Origin of the sequence: Mucilaginibacter litoreus, from assembly GCF_042676805.1 — a bacterium.
In the GTDB taxonomy this organism is placed as follows: domain Bacteria; phylum Bacteroidota; class Bacteroidia; order Sphingobacteriales; family Sphingobacteriaceae; genus Mucilaginibacter; species Mucilaginibacter litoreus.
On the sequence record NZ_JBHTHZ010000005.1, the window covers coordinates 145,860 to 161,972 of the forward strand.

The 16,113-nt window shown below is 40.7% G+C and carries 18 protein-coding genes; 12 read left to right on the top strand and 6 right to left on the bottom strand.

The annotated features are described in order from the left end of the window. Positions 1-17: 17 nt before the first annotated feature. Positions 18-449, bottom strand: coding sequence for a gamma-glutamylcyclotransferase family protein (locus tag ACFQZX_RS08745; RefSeq protein ID WP_377113894.1), 432 nt, complete (start codon positions 447-449; stop codon positions 18-20). Positions 450-715: 266 nt separating this feature from the next. On the opposite strand from ACFQZX_RS08745, the gene ACFQZX_RS08750 reads away from it, so the two are divergent. The 10 genes from ACFQZX_RS08750 (at position 716) to ACFQZX_RS08795 (ending at position 11,393) form a co-directional block, all read left to right on the top strand. Next, the gene (locus ACFQZX_RS08750; protein WP_377113897.1) at positions 716-2,074 is read left to right on the top strand and encodes a glutamine synthetase family protein; all 1,359 of its coding nucleotides are present in this window, start codon (positions 716-718) and stop codon (positions 2,072-2,074) included. A 109-nt stretch (positions 2,075-2,183) separates the two neighbouring features. Continuing rightward, positions 2,184-3,221, top strand: a complete 1,038-nt coding sequence (locus ACFQZX_RS08755; protein WP_377113899.1) for a hypothetical protein — start codon at positions 2,184-2,186, stop codon at positions 3,219-3,221. 57 nt (positions 3,222-3,278) lie between these two features. Then, on the top strand, positions 3,279-4,148 hold the full coding sequence (locus tag ACFQZX_RS08760; RefSeq protein ID WP_377113902.1) for an HAD-IIA family hydrolase: 870 nt from the start codon (positions 3,279-3,281) through the stop codon (positions 4,146-4,148). Between the two features lie 3 nt (positions 4,149-4,151). Continuing rightward, positions 4,152-5,186, top strand: a complete 1,035-nt coding sequence (locus ACFQZX_RS08765) for a glycoside hydrolase family 43 protein (RefSeq protein WP_377113904.1) — start codon at positions 4,152-4,154, stop codon at positions 5,184-5,186. A gap of 19 nt (positions 5,187-5,205) precedes the next feature. Then, entirely contained in the window at positions 5,206-6,384 is a 1,179-nt protein-coding gene (locus tag ACFQZX_RS08770; protein WP_377113907.1) for an aldose epimerase family protein, read from the top strand. Between the two features lie 92 nt (positions 6,385-6,476). Then, a complete protein-coding gene (gene moaA, locus ACFQZX_RS08775) occupies positions 6,477-7,463 on the top strand; it encodes a GTP 3',8-cyclase MoaA (RefSeq protein WP_377113910.1) in 987 nt (328 codons plus the stop codon). A gap of 3 nt (positions 7,464-7,466) precedes the next feature. Next, entirely contained in the window at positions 7,467-8,672 is a 1,206-nt protein-coding gene (locus tag ACFQZX_RS08780) for a molybdopterin molybdotransferase MoeA (RefSeq protein WP_377113913.1), read from the top strand. 36 nt (positions 8,673-8,708) lie between these two features. Then, positions 8,709-9,179: a cyclic pyranopterin monophosphate synthase MoaC gene (moaC, locus tag ACFQZX_RS08785; RefSeq protein ID WP_377113915.1), complete on the top strand. Its 471-nt coding sequence runs from the start codon at positions 8,709-8,711 to the stop codon at positions 9,177-9,179. After that, positions 9,166-10,332, top strand: a complete 1,167-nt coding sequence (locus ACFQZX_RS08790; protein WP_377113918.1) for an NTP transferase domain-containing protein — start codon at positions 9,166-9,168, stop codon at positions 10,330-10,332. Before moaC ends, ACFQZX_RS08790 begins: the two co-directional genes overlap by 14 nt. Continuing rightward, complete coding sequence (locus tag ACFQZX_RS08795; protein ID WP_377113921.1) at positions 10,329-11,393, top strand: ThiF family adenylyltransferase; 1,065 nt, start codon at positions 10,329-10,331, stop codon at positions 11,391-11,393. Before ACFQZX_RS08790 ends, ACFQZX_RS08795 begins: the two co-directional genes overlap by 4 nt. Before the next feature lie 87 nt (positions 11,394-11,480). Here ACFQZX_RS08795 and ACFQZX_RS08800 read toward each other — a convergent pair whose 3' ends face one another. The 4 genes from ACFQZX_RS08800 to ACFQZX_RS08815 form a co-directional block, all read right to left on the bottom strand. Continuing rightward, positions 11,481-11,900 carry a molybdenum cofactor biosynthesis protein MoaE gene (locus ACFQZX_RS08800; RefSeq protein ID WP_377113924.1) on the bottom strand — a complete coding sequence of 140 codons (420 nt, stop codon included), beginning with the start codon at positions 11,898-11,900 and terminating at the stop codon, positions 11,481-11,483. A gap of 1 nt (position 11,901) precedes the next feature. Next, positions 11,902-12,144, bottom strand: a complete 243-nt coding sequence (locus ACFQZX_RS08805; protein WP_377113926.1) for a MoaD/ThiS family protein — start codon at positions 12,142-12,144, stop codon at positions 11,902-11,904. A 59-nt stretch (positions 12,145-12,203) separates the two neighbouring features. After that, positions 12,204-12,608 (bottom strand): pentapeptide repeat-containing protein, encoded by a 405-nt coding sequence (locus ACFQZX_RS08810; protein WP_377113929.1) that lies wholly within the window; start codon positions 12,606-12,608, stop codon positions 12,204-12,206. A gap of 89 nt (positions 12,609-12,697) precedes the next feature. Then, the gene (locus ACFQZX_RS08815; protein WP_377113931.1) at positions 12,698-13,120 is read right to left on the bottom strand and encodes a secondary thiamine-phosphate synthase enzyme YjbQ; all 423 of its coding nucleotides are present in this window, start codon (positions 13,118-13,120) and stop codon (positions 12,698-12,700) included. A gap of 101 nt (positions 13,121-13,221) precedes the next feature. Between ACFQZX_RS08815 and arsN2 the strand changes: the two genes are divergently transcribed. Then, on the top strand, positions 13,222-13,659 hold the full coding sequence (gene arsN2, locus ACFQZX_RS08820; RefSeq protein WP_377113933.1) for an arsenic resistance N-acetyltransferase ArsN2: 438 nt from the start codon (positions 13,222-13,224) through the stop codon (positions 13,657-13,659). Positions 13,660-13,688: 29 nt separating this feature from the next. Next, the gene (locus ACFQZX_RS08825) at positions 13,689-13,961 is read left to right on the top strand and encodes a DUF4342 domain-containing protein (protein WP_377113936.1); all 273 of its coding nucleotides are present in this window, start codon (positions 13,689-13,691) and stop codon (positions 13,959-13,961) included. Here the strand turns inward: ACFQZX_RS08825 and ACFQZX_RS08830 are convergent. Further along, positions 13,958-15,928, bottom strand: coding sequence for a tetratricopeptide repeat protein (locus ACFQZX_RS08830; protein WP_377113938.1), 1,971 nt, complete (start codon positions 15,926-15,928; stop codon positions 13,958-13,960). The two genes, ACFQZX_RS08825 and ACFQZX_RS08830, sit on opposite strands and share 4 nt — an antisense overlap. Between the last annotated feature and the right edge of the window lie 185 nt (positions 15,929-16,113).

Below are 16,113 nucleotides of genomic sequence, written 5' to 3' on the forward strand. Positions count from 1 at the left end.
CTATACCTATTTGAAAATTAATCCCCCGCCTTATTAAGGTTGGGGGATTTTTTATTTAAATAGTTTATATAATCGCCGTCGGTTATCTTATATAAATTAGCAATGCTGCGGTTATAAATATATACCCATGCCTCTGCTGCATCCCCATCCGCCGAATTAACTATCACCTTCTGCCTAATATATAGGTTAGGCTGCTCCTCATTTGGGCCAACACCTTCGTACCAATCAAGCTGCTTTAAAACGCCATCAACATTGTCCATTTTATAAATACTTCCATAAACAAACTCATCCGGCAAATCAGTAAGTACAAGTCCGGGATAATCGCCCAAATCGTAAAGTTCGCCGTTTATTTTCCCTGTTGAAACAAAAGTGCAGTTAGCGCGCAGGTAAGCAGCAAAATCATTATCGGTTTGCAGCAATGTACCGTAAACAAAAAGCAGGCTGGTCATATTTTAAATATAATAAATTTAATTTTTTATGATTAATAACCATGCTGGAGTTATTAATGACACTGTTGTGTCACCGAAATTTTAAAATGTCTGACTATCAATTAATTACTCGTGTTCACGATGTTCGTATGTGTGTTCGTGAACAACCGGAAAAGTTGGCCTTTGTGGTTACATTAATATTCCCCAGTGCCGCCCGGAATTATAGAAGCACTAGTTTTGCCAGAATTCAATTTTCTTATTTAAATTGCCAATTCTATCCTATTACAATGAATAAAGAGCAGGTTATAGCCTATATAAACGATAACAATATTCAAAAAATCAAATTCGCCTTTGCCGATATTGATGGTGTTTTGCGAGGAAAGGTGATCAGCAAACAAAAGTTTTTAGATGGTTTGCAGGGTGGTTATGGTTTTTGTGATGTAGTTTTCGGGTGGGATATCAGCGATGCGCCTTACGACAATGTTGCGGTTACCGGCTGGCACAGCGGCTACCCGGATAAACAGTGTTATATAGATCTTTCAACCTTCCGGATGATACCATGGGAGGATAACATACTTTTTTTTCTGGCTGATTATACCAGGCCCGATAGAAAGGCTTTAGATGCCTGCCCACGTAGCCTGCTTAGGAAAATAGTAGCGGAGTGCGACGAACTTGGTTATCATGCCGAGTTTGCACAGGAGTTTGAATGGTTCAATTTCCTTGAAACGCCGCAAACACTGCAGGACAAAGGTTTTGCCAACATGCAGCCATTATCGCCGGGCATGTTTGGGTATTCGATCATCAGGCCTTCCCAAAACAGCGGCTTTTATAACGACCTTTTTAATCTGTTAACACAATTTAACATACCTATTGAGGGTTTACATACAGAAACCGGCCCAGGCGTTTACGAGGCAGCCATAACACATGCCGAAACCCTTGAAGCTGCCGACAGGGCGGTGCTATTTAAAACAGCGGTAAAAGAGATAGCAGCCAGGCATGGTATAACCGCCACCTTTATGGCCAAATGGAATGAAAACCTTCCCGGCTGCAGCGGGCATATACATCAAAGCCTGTGGACGAAAGATCTGTCGCAAAACCTGTTTTATGATGCTGCCGATATCCATAAAATGAGCGAGCTGCACAAGCAGTACCTGGCCGGTCAGTTGTATTGCCTGCCACACTTATTGCCCATGTATGCGCCAACCATCAATAGTTATAAACGCCTGGTAGAAGGAGCTTGGGCGCCAACCACTATTACCTGGGCTATTGACAACCGCACTACAGCATTGCGCGTTATCAACACTTCAGAAAAATACACCCGACTGGAAACCCGCATACCCGGATCTGATACCAACCCATACCTGGCCATCGCTGCGGCATTAGCCTCTGGTTTATATGGAATAAAAAATAAGCTGACACTTGATGTATCGCCTACCCAGGGAAATGGCTACGCTGACAAAGCCAACGGTAGCCTGCACACCAATCTTTACGATGCTGCGGTGGCCATGCAGCAATCTTCAGTAGCTAAAAATTTATTTGGTGAGGGCTTTGTGCAGCATTTTACCCAAACACGCCTATGGGAACATCGGCAATATGCTAAAAGTGTAAGTGACTGGGAGTTGAAAAGATACTTTGAAAGTGTGTGAAATTGATGTTTAACAAAAGTTACAAACAATAGTATCTTAGCCGTATTAACCAATATCAACTTAGGGCAACAGTATAAGTTATTGTATTTGCAGTCCCGGTTCAAAAAAAATGGATTTTCACCTAATCATCAGATCTGCCTGGGAGGGCTATGATAACTCAAAAATCATCAAAAGCATTGATGATATCAGTGCGATGGTATCCACCAATCATGTGTATCGCATCACATTTGATGACGACGATATAGTGATAGCCAAACTTTCCTTTTTCGGTAAATTTGAGCATTTCAAAGAAGACCATCGCATCATACAGTCGTTGTCAAACAATTTGTTGTATCCTTTCGAAAACCTGCTGTCAAAATCGTTATTAAAAAATAACCGTGTTTACATTTACAGGTATAAGCAGGGTAAAGACGATGCCTGGGTGGTGTTTTATAATCCCACACGCATGATGGAGCGGCTGCCACGGCGCCTGAATGATGACATGATCAGGAAATTAGGCAGCCAGTTAGGCAAGTTTCATAAAGCATGCTCAAGGGTAAAAAACGTATTGCCAAAGTCTTCCAAAACGTTGCGTACAGATATTTACGACCTGCAGCGCCGTTTAGAAAAAAATGGCGACGATTTTGGGACACCTGCACAGGTTGAAACTTTAAAACATCATTGTGAACAGTTTTTGAAAAACCGGTCGCGGTACACGATGAGTTCGTTCGAGATCATCCCGGTATTCATTGACTGGAATATTGGTAATTTCTCGGTTACGCCTGATCTGGAGCTTTACTCCCGCTGGGATTACGACTGGTTTAGGATGAGTTACCGCCTGCTTGATTTTTATTTTTTCAGCAGGGTAGTGTCTGATATCGGCGATCGCACAGTGTTTAGTTATGTGATAGGGCCTATGATGGAAGACCGTTTTATTCTTTTTTTGAAAGAATACCATGCGGTTAACCCAATCACCGCCGATGAGATAAGATTTTTAAAAGAAGCATACCGTTTTTTTATACTCAACTATGTAATAAAGGACGGGCAATACTTTTTTAATGAACAGTATGCAAAAAAACTTCAAGCTGAAGCCTTTGATATTTATTTGCCATCGGTAGATCGGGATTTTGATGCTGAAAAAATAATACAAGCACTTGAATTGCATTAATGTTGATTACAGATGGTTTTGTTATCTTGAACGACTCGATCAAATTATAACTGACAGATGAAGCGCATTGAGGATTTTAAATCGATTATTGACCGTTACGAGATTATATTTTTTGATGCATTTGGCGTTTTAAAAACACATAGTGGGTTGTTGCCTGGGATCGAGCGTACTTTTGCCTACCTGGAAGATCAAAAAAAAGAATACTATATAGTTACTAATGATGCGTCGCGCAGCCCGGCTCAATTGGCAGATTCCTATCATGTAAAGGGCCTGCACGCTATATCTGCCGATAGGATCATTTCATCCGGCCAGCTCACAAAAGAGTATCTGGAACTTAAGGTAGAGGGTGATTACGTAGCTTATTTGGGTACAGATGAGTCGGCGCACTATATTGAAAGCGCGGGTTTAAAGACTTTGCCGGTACGTGATGTCAATAACAGTAATATTGATAAAGTGAACGCGCTTGTTTTTTTAGATGATGAGGGCTTCAACTGGTTTGACGATCTGAACAAGGCTGTAAATATTTTACGAAAACGCACCATACCGGCAATAGTTGCCAATACCGATTATGCCTATCCGGTATCTAAACAGGATGTAGGCATAGCCATTGGCGGCTTGGCAGAAATGATAGAAACCATTGTGGGTAAAAAATTCATTCGTTTTGGTAAGCCCGACTCACAAATGTTTATGTTTGCGTATGACCTCATTCGCGAATACCGGCCAATTACAAAAAAAGAGATAGTGATGGTTGGTGATACTTTGGAAACAGATATAGTAGGGGGCAACAAATTTGGCTTGGATACAGTACTGGTGCTTTCAGGCAATACCTTGCCAAAAGATGCGGATAACCGCATACAAACTACCGGCATAGTGCCTACCTATATCTGCGATAGCGCAGTTTTGGGTCCGGAGGCATTAAATTTATAAATCATGAAAAAAGCTTTAACAAGCATAATATTCACTTTACTATCCTTAGCGGTTTTTTCGCAGCAAAAAACGTTTACAAACCCTTTACTGCCGTCAGGTGCCGACCCATGGGTTATCTATCATAAAGGTTATTACTATTATACCAATTCAACAGGGCATAACCTGGCGATATGGAAAACAAAAAACATGGCAGATCTTGCATCGGCTGAAAAAAAAGTGGTTTGGACTCCACCGGCTAATACCGAATATTCTAAAGAATTATGGGCGCCCGAACTGCATTTCCTAAATGGTAAGTGGTACATGTATTTTGCTGCTGATGATGGCGATAACAATCATCACCGTATGTATGTAATTGAAAACGCTTCTGCAGACCCAACACAAGGCAACTGGACGTTTAAAGGTAAAGTAGGTGACGACACCAACAAGTGGTCCATAGATGGATCTGTGTTTACACATAAGGGGCAATTATACATGATATGGTCTGGTTGGGAAGGCGATTATAATGGACAGCAGGATATTTATATCGCTAAAATGAAAAACCCCTGGACTATAGACGGCCAGCGCTCTAAAATTTCGGGGCCGCTTTATGATTGGGAAAAAAATGGCGATCTGGGTAAGGACAGTAATCCGCCGCATGTTAATGTGAATGAGGGGCCGGAGATACTGATGCATGGAGATAAGCTTTTCCTTATCTACTCCGCCAGTGGTTGCTGGACAGATTTTTATGCGCTGGGCATGTTGACCGCTTCTGCAAACAGCAACTTACTTGATCCAAAATCATGGACAAAATTAACAAAACCGGTATTTGAACGGTCTGTTAAAAATGCAGTATATGCTCCCGGCCATAACTCGTTTTTTAAATCTGCCGATGGTAAGGAGGATTGGATAATATATCATGCTAATTCAAAACCGGGGCAGGGTTGTGGTGGTTTCAGATCACCTCGCATGCAAAAATTTACGTGGAATGCAGACGGCAGCCCGATTTTTGGAGAACCAATAGCAGAAGGTGTTAAATTAGTTGCACCAACTGATAAATAAGATACATCAACAAAAAATTATGAGAAACACATTTAATAAAGCAACTTTGGCCGTGATGATCGCAGCCGGAGTTACATTTGCAGCCTGCAATCAATCTGCACAAAAAAAAGCATCTACAATGACAGACAGCACTAAGACCGAACCTCAATTACCGCCAGCATCAGCATTTGAAAAGACCATAAATGGCAAACAAACCCATTTATACATTATAAAAAATAAAAATGGAGTTGAAGCCGCCGTAACCAATTATGGCGGCCGCATAGTTAGCCTTTTAGTGCCCGATATAAATGGTAAGATGACAGATGTGGTCTTAGGTTTTGATAGTGTGGATGGTTTCATTAACTCTAAAGAACCTTATTACGGCGCCACTATCGGCAGGTATGGTAACCGCATTGCCAAAGGGAAATTTAAGCTTGATGGTAAAGAATACACTTTAGCTACCAATAATGGGCCTAATACTTTACATGGCGGCCACCCGGGCTTTCAGGAAGTAGTATGGGATGCTAAGCTGATAGACAGCGCTACTTTAGAATTAAGCTACCTGGCTAAAGATATGGAAGGTGGTTTTCCGGGTAACCTCAATGTTAAAGTAACCTATCAGATTACCGATGATAACGCCATGAAAGTGAACTACTCTGCTACTACAGATAAGAATACAGTGGTTAACCTTACCAACCATGCCTTCTTTAACTTAAATGGCGAAGGTAGCGGTACTATCTTAGATCATTCTGTACAAATAAATGCCGACAATTACACACCGGTTGATAGTACTCTTATTCCTACGGGAAAAATTGAAGCAGTAGCCGGTACCCCATTTGACTTTACCAAACCAACTAAAATAGGCGATCGCATCAACCAGGACAATATACAGTTGAAACATGGTAAAGGATATGATCATAACTTTGTACTAAGCGCCCATGATCTTACTGTACCTGTTGCAACCGTTATTGGCGATAAGAGCGGAATTAAGATGGAGATATTCACAGAGGAGCCGGCCTTGCAATTTTACAGCGGTAACTTTATGCAATCGCAAAACGCCATGAAGGGCGGTAAAAAAGACGACTTCCGTACATCTTTTGCGATGGAAACACAGCATTACCCGGATTCACCTAATCAGCCAACATTTCCATCCACTGAATTGAAACCCGGGCAGACATATAAAACACTGTCTATCTACAAATTTTCAGTTGTAAAATAAGGGTAAAAATCATTCTATTACAACACCTAAAGAGACGCGAATTAGTGTCTCTTTTTTTATATGTTACTTTGCGTAACTTGCGTTAATACATTATGCTGTTAGATAATCACGGAAGAAAGATCAATTACCTGCGCCTGGCCGTAACCGACCGGTGCAACCTGCGCTGCTTTTACTGTATGCCGGAGGAAGGATTAGACTGGCTTTCACGTACTGAACTAATGAGCTACGAGGAAATACTGCAAACATGCACATTGCTTGTTAAAATGGGCATTGATAAAATACGCATTACCGGCGGTGAACCCTTTGTACGTAAGGACATCATGCAGTTATTGACCACACTTTCAAAGTTGGATGGTTTAAATGAGCTGACATTAACCACAAATGGCGTGCTAACAGCGCCATTTGTACCTGAACTTAAGAAGATTGGTGTACGTTCGGTAAACTTAAGCTTAGATACGCTTGATGCGAATCGTTTTTTCTCGATAACCCGTCGTGATGAGTTTGCCAGCGTTATGGAAACCCTGGAGATGTTGTTGAAGCACAACATCGAAGTAAAAATAAACACCGTTGTAATGAGCGGCAAAAATACACAGGATATTATTCCGCTTGTAGAACTAACAAGGGTTTTGCCTGTAAGCGTTCGCTTTATTGAGGAAATGCCTTTTAATGGGGATGGTCATACACACAGCGGCATTGCATGGAATTATGTGCGAATATTTGAAGAGATGAGACACAGTTTTCCGGCTATTCAAAAAATCTCTGATCCTCAATTTTCAACATCATATAATTATCAAATACCCGGTCATAAAGGTACGGTCGGCCTTATAGCAGCTTACTCACGAACGTTTTGCGGCTCCTGCAACCGTATTCGAATTACTCCGCAAGGTGTGCTTAAAAACTGCCTGTATGATGATGGGGTTTTAAATATCAAAGATCTGTTACGCTTAAGTATCACTGAAAAAGAGTTGGAAAGAACATTACTTGCAGCCTTAAATACCCGAGAAAAAGACGGGTGGCAGGCAGAACGGAAGCGGCTCGAAAATCCGGCAAGCGAGTCTATGGCTACTATTGGTGGTTAAATAATGGATATGATATCGGTAGAGGAAGCTGAAAAAATTATCCTGGCGCAAGAACAGGAGTACGGTACGGAGGTTGTTCCTTTTGAGCATGCTTTAGGCCGGGTACTGGCCGAAAATATTGTTGCCGATCGTGATCTGCCACCATACAATCGCGCTACAATGGATGGTATTGCTATAACTTATCAGGCTTTTGTACAGCAAATAAATACTTTTACAGTTAGATCCACTCAAGCGGCGGGTGAAAGTCCGGTTAATATCATTAACATCAATGAGTGCGTTGAAATTATGACAGGTGCAGCGCTTTCAGCTTCAGTTGACACAGTTATTCGTTACGAAGACATTGAAATAAAGGGAGGTTTGGTTTTTGTGTTGATTGATCCTGCCAACATTAAACAAGGCCAAAACATCCATCAAAAAGGGAAGGACAAAAAACAGGGAGATATAGCAGCTAAAGCCGGCCTGCGTATTACCCCGGCCATTATCAGCTTGGCAGCATCGGTTGGTAAAACACGTTTAAAGGTGAAAAAGCTGCCAAAAATAATTGTTATATCATCTGGGGATGAATTGGTTGATGTGGTTGCTGAGCCTTTAACATACCAGATACGACGTTCTAATAACTATATGGTTAAAGCAGCACTAAGTCAGCATGGAATAATTGCAGATCTGCTGCATATACCGGATGATCCATTGATCATAGCAGTGAAATTAAAGGACTGCCTGCAAAAGTATGATGTGATATTGTTAAGCGGCGGCATCTCTATGGGTAAATTTGATTATATACCTGCCGCACTTGAAAATTCTGGGGCTGCAAAGCTTTTTCATAAAGTAACGCAGCGGCCCGGTAAACCCTTCTGGTTTGGCAAACACCCGGTCGGTACCCTGGTGTTCGCGTTTCCGGGCAACCCAGTTGCAACATTTATGTGCCTGCACCGGTATTTTTTGCCATGGCTTAATAGATCATTAAACCTTCCGCAACCTCCAACTATTTATGCACGTTTGGCAACAGATTTCACTTTTACACCGCCGTTGCAGTATTTTTTGCAGGTAAAGCTTAACTTTACTCATGAGGCTGTCCTTACGGCTACGCCTGTTGAAGGTAACGGTTCTGGCGACTTTGCAAACCTGGTTGATACAGATGCATTTATAGAACTGCCTGCCAACCGTACCAATTTTAAAGCAGGAGAGGTGTTTAAAGTATGGAAGTTCTGATATGATTAATTTTTTATCCAGCAAATCATAATTGCCATGCTTACACACTTAGATAATAAAAATCAACCCTCAATGGTTGATGTATCGGCCAAACAAGTAACCCACCGTACCGCCACAGCACAAAGCATTGTAGTGCTGCCCGGGGAAATCCTGTCACATTTAGTTGATGGAGAACTGCAGACAAAAAAAGGCTCGGTATTTCAGACTGCAATTATAGCCGGTATTATGGCTGCAAAAAAAACTGGAGAGTTAATCCCTCTTTGCCATCCAATTGGTATGGATAACTGTAAGATTACTATTGAGTTATCTGAAATAAATGAAGTTTTAATACAATGTACTGCAAGCATTACCGCAAAAACCGGAGTAGAGATGGAAGCGCTTGTTGGTGCATCTATGGCGGCATTAACCGTGTACGATATGTGTAAGGCCCTAAGCCACGATATTGTAATAAAGGAAACAAAACTAATTTTAAAAACGGGAGGTAAGAGTGATTTTGAACGAAAATAAAAATCATGCGGCCATCACTCGCCCGCTGATAGGCAACTTTGCACGAAACGAGTGGTCGATTGTTGGCGGGCCATGTACGGTTATTAAATTTTTGGCCGGACAGATCATTAAAGCGTTATCACCGAAATATAAATGTGCTTATGCAGACAGCTCGCACAGTGATGATATAACCCAGCTGCCGGGACGCCTGGCGGATAATGCCTATTTGGAGTATACGGATCAGATCAATTACTCTCAATTAAATTACAACGAACCGCTGACAGTTTTTAAGCAGCGTGAATTATTTAACAATGCGGATCTGGTATTGGTAAATGGTAACCATCAACAAGCAAAAGCCCAGGTAGTGATTGTTGATCTCAACAAAAGGGCATCCTTACAGAAACGGGTACAAGAGCTGACCAACGTGCAATTGTTTTTATTGGCCGACAATACAGATGATCTTTTTGATTTTATAAAGGAGTACATTACTAACTGGCAGGAAATCCCGGTTATGAGATTAAATGATGACGTGCCTGCTATTGTCAGTTTTTTTGAAAGCAAGCTTAAGGACACTAAACCTGTGTTGAACGGCCTGGTACTGGCAGGTGGTAAAAGCGAAAGGATGGGAGTAGATAAAGGCGCTATAAACTGGCATGGAAAAGAGCAGCGTTACTTTATGGCGGATATGCTTACGAGCTATTGCAACGAGGTATATATATCCTGCCGGGATGAAGCTCAACTAAGTCAGATAGATACCGCTTATCAAACCCTTACGGATACCTTTACAGGGTTAGGCCCCTTTGGAGCTATACTTACTGCTTTTCGGCACCAGCCGGATAGTGCATGGCTGGTAGTAGCGTGTGACTTGCCCCTTGTTGATAAACAAATACTTGATAGCCTAACCAATAATCGTAATACGGCTTATATGGCAACAGCTTTTAAGAGTAATTATAATGATTTTCCAGAACCATTAATAACTATTTATGAAACAAAGAGTTATTTAACTTTACTTCAATTTCTGCGGCAGGGTTATTCATGTCCAAGAAAGGCACTCATTAACAATGAAATTAACTTATTGCCAACACCTGCTAATGATGCGTTGGCTAATGTAAATACACCTGAAGATAAAGAACGAATAAGGCAATATTTTACAATAAAAAATAACGCCTCATGAGAGAAGATTGGTTGAGATACAGTTGCCAAATGGCCCTGCCTGGTTTTGATGAAAGAGTGCAGGGGCTGTTGCAAGCGGCAAGAGTGCTTATTATTGGAGCAGGCGGCTTAGGTTGCCCTGCTGCTCAATATCTGACAGCCAGTGGGGTGGGCACAATTGGGATAGCAGATTATGATGTTGTGTCAGAAAGTAACCTGCACAGGCAGATCTTATATGATCAATCAGATATTGGACTTTCAAAGGCAAGTACAGCTTGCCATAGGCTGCAAAAGCAAAATCCGGGAATAAAACTTATAGCTCATCAGGTAAAAATTACTTCATTAAATATAATTCAACTTGTTAATAATTATGATATTATAGTTGACTGTACAGATAATTTTGATGCCCGTTACCTCATTAATGATGCGGGGGTAATTACCGGCAAGCCGGTAATATACGGGGCCATTTATCAGTTTGAGGGACAGGTTGCGGTATGGAATGTTGCTAATGAAGATGGCACATGGTCGCCAAACTATCGCGACGTTTTTCCGCAGGTAAACGCCGCTCAGGTGCCAAATTGTTCAGTGGGCGGTGTTATACCCACTCTGGCCGGTATAATTGGTTGTATACAGGCTAATGAGGTAATAAAAATAATTACCGGTACGGGCGACCTGCTTGCAGGCAAGCTGCTTACGTTTGATGCTTATAGCATGCAAAGCAGGGTGATAAAAATAGGTTTAACCACTAAAACAATCATCAAGGAGCTTAATACAACTAATGAAGCACTGACTATTACCGCAGATGAAGCCAGAAAAGGCTTGGCCAGCGGCAACATTGTTTTGGTTGATGTTCGTACCGATCAGGAACATGATGAGATCAACATCGGAGGCCTGCATTTTGAGCTGGATGAAATAGCCGATAATCTTGGCGAATTCAGCGAGGGTAAAACCTATGTTTTCTATTGCTCATCAGGCAAACGCAGCGCAGAAGCTGTTAAATTAATGCTTGATAAAGCGCCTAATATCACCGCTTTATCATTGGAGGGAGGGTTAGGAAAATGGAAGCCAGGAGTTAAACTCTGATATTAAAATTCTAAAGGTTTAAATTGAGAGTCTACTATAGATTTAATTTAAGCCCCTACTATTCACACTAACTACTCACTAAATAGATTATGGATGCGCTGCAACCCAAACTTCTCCGTCTTCAAAAAACTCTTTTTTCCAGATTGGCACGGTTTGCTTTAAGGTATCTATAATAAATCTGCAGGCTTCAAAAGCAGCGTCCCGATGCGCTGCGGAAACGGCTATGATCACCGGAATTTCACCTATTTCAAGCGTCCCTGTACGATGGTGCAGAAGTGCCTTTTTAAGTGGCCATCTTTCAAAGGCCTGCTTAATTATTTTATGCATCTCGTTAATAGCCATTTGTTTATAGGCTTCAAATTCAAGCTTAATTACAGGCTTTCCTTTTGTAACATTACGAACTGTGCCAATAAAAACATTAATACCGCCGGCATCAGGTGATGTTACCCATTGTGTACAGGTTTGCACATTCAGTGGGCCGTCAAGTAATTCAATCAGGACTTCCATATCACCCTCCGCTTACTGGTGGAATAATTGCTATTTCATCCCTCGTGCTTAACAAAAGATCTTCGTCGGCATACTCATTGTTAACGGCCACCAAATAACTGGCTATAAGTTTTAATCGTGGAAAATGTTCTTCAAGAGCTTGTTTTAACTGAACGGTGTTGGCATCATCTGGCAAGCTTACGGATACCGATGAGCCGCCAAAAATATCCTTAGCAATACCAAACGCCAATACATTTACTTCCATAATTGCAAATATGCAACAATCTTTATAAACACTTATGAACAGAATATTTCAGGGCTATTTTACCTGTTTTTAAAAAGCGCTAACATTTCTTCTACAGGTATACCGTCAATGGTCATTCCTTTAATTTCACAATCCGTTAAGGCAACATTGCTTAAATCGCAGTTATTGATAGTGCTGCCATTCAAATCGCAATTTTCAAATCTAAGCGGTCGCTGTTTTGCATTCGGGTCGTGGTACGGGTGCCCTTTAGGCGGCATACCAATATTGTGCAGGTAAGCGCCACCCAGTTGTGCACCTTCAATTTCCAGATCGCTTAAATCAGCGTCGACTATTTTAACATTTACAGCAGACACATCACACAGTTGCAAATGATTGATACATGACATGGTAATCTTCGATTTTTCAATTCTTGATTCCTGTACATGTAACTGTTTGGAAGTATTGATGATTTCGATCAGTTCCATATTTTTCGTTTTTATTTACAAATCTCAATAATCATTCCCTTTGTAATACAGCGTGAATGCGACAATCAACAGGATTTTTGCGACATTAGTTATTCACCCCAGGCAGTAATTACTATGGTGCGTTCGCCGCCATGATCACGGTGTTCGCATAAATAAATTCCTTGCCAGGTGCCAAGTGCCAAACGCCCGTTGTGGATAGGGATAGTAACTGAGCTGCCCAGCATTGCTGCCTTTAAATGTGCCGGCATATCGTCCGGGCCTTCGTCATTGTGGCGGTAGTCAGGGTCATTTTCTGGCACAGCTTTGTTAAAATACATTTCAAAGTCCCGCCTTACGGTAGGGTCGGCGTTTTCATTAATACACAGCGATGCGGACGTATGTTGTATAAAAACCTGTAAAATGCCGGTTTTGATTTCTGCAATTTGAGGTAATGCACGTATTACTTCTGTTGTTATAATATGAAAACCACGCCTGTGTTGTGTAAGATCAATTATTTGCTGGTATACTCTCATACTTAAATATACAATCATGTGAAAAAAAAGATTGATGAGTTAACCCCTAAAACTCAGTACTTGTCTTACAAACAAAACCTCTAAGATTTTGCTGTACAAATATGGAAACAGAAATTAAACCAGCTGAACTTTATAAGGATGATGCCCTGATATTGCTTTTGACGGAAAACCTGCCGGCTGTAGATTTCACAGCGATAACGGGAGATTTTTATGTTGCTTTAAGTGATAATAAAACAATTGGCGTAATTGGCCTTGAAGTTTACAGTAATTACGGCTTGTTGCGTTCATTGGCGGTTAGCACATTGTATCGTAACAAAGGCATAGCATCACAATTGGTTAAACACATCGAAGAATTGGCCGCTAATAAAGGATTAGTCGCGTTATATCTTTTTACCACAACTGCTAAGGATTATTTTAAACGTATTGGTTATGAGCATATTGCAAGAATGGACCTGCCCGAGGCTATAAAGACTTCCGATGAATTCACGCATCTTTGTCCCGATACTGCTATTGCTATGCAAAAATCCATTGATGTGTAACATAACGTCCTGTTACACATCTAAATATTATGAAAACCAGGGAAACTTTCAACATCAACGGTAAAAATCTTGTAAACAAGATTAAAGAACTTATTGAAGAAGGAAATATCACCAGTATAACTATAAGTGATAGAACCGGCAAAGAAATCATGACATTCCCGCTGACTGTTGGGGTAGTGGCTGCAGTATTAGCCCCGGTACTTGCTGCAGTTGGTGCTATTGCTGTTATTGTAGGAGAGTGCAGCGTGACCGTAGAACGTGAAGTTACAGGGGTAACTGACGATCAAACTGTTGAATATTAAACAGATTGCAGGATTACAGTAAACTCAGATCCTTTTCCAAGTTCGCTTTTCACAGTTACTGTCCCGCCGTTAGCTTCAGCAAATTCTTTTGATAACAATAAACCCAATCCGGTACCTTTTTCGTTGCCTGTTCCGCGTGTGCTTGTATTGTTGATGTCAAAAATCTCACTCAGTTTTTCACCGGCTATCCCTATTCCGCTATCTTTTACACTTACTGCCACTTTTTTATCTGCCATTAAAACCGCATTTACATATACCGTGCTGTTGTTGCTGCTGAACTTTATGGCATTGGATAATAAATTGCGTATAATAAATTCAAAATGATCCACATCTGCCAAAACTTCTATATGGCTTCCTACGGTATTAATAATGGTAATAAGCTTGTTCTCTGCAACGGCCGATAAAAAAACAGCTGCTTTATCTATAACAGATTTCGCATTAAATCTGGAGGGATTAATTGGTATGCCTTTGATCTGTTTTTGCCCCCAGCGTAGCAGGCTATCCAAGGTTTCAAGCGATACGCGGGCATTCATGTTCAACTGATCAAGCAAGGCTTTACGTTGCTCAGGTTCAATGTCATCGTCAATAATTTCAAGCAGATTAATAACGGAGATAAAAGGAGAACGCAGGTCGTGCCCTAATACAGAGAACAGCTTATCTTTTACCGTATTTGACTCCCGTAGATCGGCATTGGTTTTATTAAGCAGTAAGTTAAGTTTACGAAGCCTAAAATAGTAAACAATCACTACCACAAGAATAATCAATGCCGCTGCGATTATACCATATGAAATTCTTTGTTCAAGTATTTGTTTATTATTGGCAAAACGTAATTCCTGTTCGCGCGCTTTAGATTGATTTAATTCATAAGCATTTTGCAGGTTTACTATCTGCTTGCTCATTTTTTTATAAAAAAACTCGTCGGCTATATGAAACTGCCTGGTTCGGGTATCATAAGCGGCTTTGAAGTTTTTTTCTTTCTCGTGCAACTCTGCTATGGCATTAAGTTCATCTACCTGCTCTTTATAAGCTTGCCGGCTTTGTGATAGTTTTAAAGCCTCCTGCCAGTAATAAAGTGATTTTTTTGTGTTTATACTTCCATAAGTGGTTGCTAAGCCTGTAAGGGTTTGTATCTGGCGTATGTAATTGTTTATTTTCCGGGCTTTTTTTAAAGCAAGTTCCTGTAGCTTTATAGAAGTTTGCTGCTCTCCGGCTTTAGCGTATACAGATGCGAGCGTATTAATAAGCGTAATATTTAAGCCCTGGTATTGTGGCGTATTGCTAAGCCCGATACCCTTAAATAAGTAAGGTTTTGCCTCATTTAACTTTCCTGTTTCACGGTAGGAGATAGCAATATCATTGAACAGGTTTAACGATAGGTTAGTAAAGGGCAAATGGTTGTTAAGATTTTCGGCAATTTGGTAATAGGCTAACGCCTTATCATGTTTTTTTTGGCCTGCATAAGCCTCGCCAAGAGTAATGTAGGCTTCCATTTGCCCGGCTTTGTTGCCGTTATGCTGGCTGATATCCAGGGCTTGTAAAAAGTAACCTATAGATTTATCATATTCGCCCTTACGCATCTCAACAACTCCCAGGCGTATATTTTCGGTTGCCATGCCTTTTGTATTGCCCGTTCTTTTATAAAGGCTAAGTGCTTTAATATATTTTTTTCGGGAGCTTTCAAAATCACCAATATTATCATCTATCATTCCCAACTGGTTAAGCATAATAGCCTGACCTGTAAAGTCTTTTAGTTGTTTGGCTAATTTAAGGCCAATGTTGGCAAAAAAAACAGCAGAATCTGGCTTATCGTATCTGTAGCGGGAAACCAACTTGTTATAAAACTCAATAGTATCTGCAGATGAGGATGGTTCTTTCGCTTTAGCAACAAGGTTAAAACTTAATAGAGCAGTTAAACACCAAACTATATTAAAAACCACATTTATAAGTATACGCGTGGGGAAATTCACGTTGAGTAATTTATTAGGGAGCTTTAGCAGCAAGCCAAAGATATTAAAAACAATAGCTGCATTTTCAAAATAATGCTATTTATTAAACAATAGTTAACAAATTGATAATCTTTATTTTAATAGATTTGCTTGCCCGGATGTTAAAAAAAACAAAAACGTTCAAACAAGTTTGATGTAATATTTGT

Coding starts and splice junctions, on each gene's coding strand:
- ACFQZX_RS08755 (WP_377113899.1), top strand. CDS start 2,184: ATGGATTTTCACCTAATCATCAGATCTGCCTGGGAGGGCTATGATAAC.
- ACFQZX_RS08800 (WP_377113924.1), bottom strand. CDS start 11,900: ATGGAAGTCCTGATTGAATTACTTGACGGCCCACTGAATGTGCAAACC.
- moaC (WP_377113915.1), top strand. CDS start 8,709: ATGCTTACACACTTAGATAATAAAAATCAACCCTCAATGGTTGATGTA.
- ACFQZX_RS08760 (WP_377113902.1), top strand. CDS start 3,279: ATGAAGCGCATTGAGGATTTTAAATCGATTATTGACCGTTACGAGATT.
- ACFQZX_RS08795 (WP_377113921.1), top strand. CDS start 10,329: ATGAGAGAAGATTGGTTGAGATACAGTTGCCAAATGGCCCTGCCTGGT.
- ACFQZX_RS08815 (WP_377113931.1), bottom strand. CDS start 13,120: ATGAGAGTATACCAGCAAATAATTGATCTTACACAACACAGGCGTGGT.
- ACFQZX_RS08765 (WP_377113904.1), top strand. CDS start 4,152: ATGAAAAAAGCTTTAACAAGCATAATATTCACTTTACTATCCTTAGCG.
- moaA (WP_377113910.1), top strand. CDS start 6,477: ATGCTGTTAGATAATCACGGAAGAAAGATCAATTACCTGCGCCTGGCC.
- ACFQZX_RS08780 (WP_377113913.1), top strand. CDS start 7,467: ATGGATATGATATCGGTAGAGGAAGCTGAAAAAATTATCCTGGCGCAA.
- ACFQZX_RS08805 (WP_377113926.1), bottom strand. CDS start 12,144: ATGGAAGTAAATGTATTGGCGTTTGGTATTGCTAAGGATATTTTTGGC.
- ACFQZX_RS08745 (WP_377113894.1), bottom strand. CDS start 449: ATGACCAGCCTGCTTTTTGTTTACGGTACATTGCTGCAAACCGATAAT.
- ACFQZX_RS08810 (WP_377113929.1), bottom strand. CDS start 12,608: ATGGAACTGATCGAAATCATCAATACTTCCAAACAGTTACATGTACAG.
- ACFQZX_RS08750 (WP_377113897.1), top strand. CDS start 716: ATGAATAAAGAGCAGGTTATAGCCTATATAAACGATAACAATATTCAA.
- ACFQZX_RS08825 (WP_377113936.1), top strand. CDS start 13,689: ATGAAAACCAGGGAAACTTTCAACATCAACGGTAAAAATCTTGTAAAC.
- arsN2 (WP_377113933.1), top strand. CDS start 13,222: ATGGAAACAGAAATTAAACCAGCTGAACTTTATAAGGATGATGCCCTG.
- ACFQZX_RS08770 (WP_377113907.1), top strand. CDS start 5,206: ATGAGAAACACATTTAATAAAGCAACTTTGGCCGTGATGATCGCAGCC.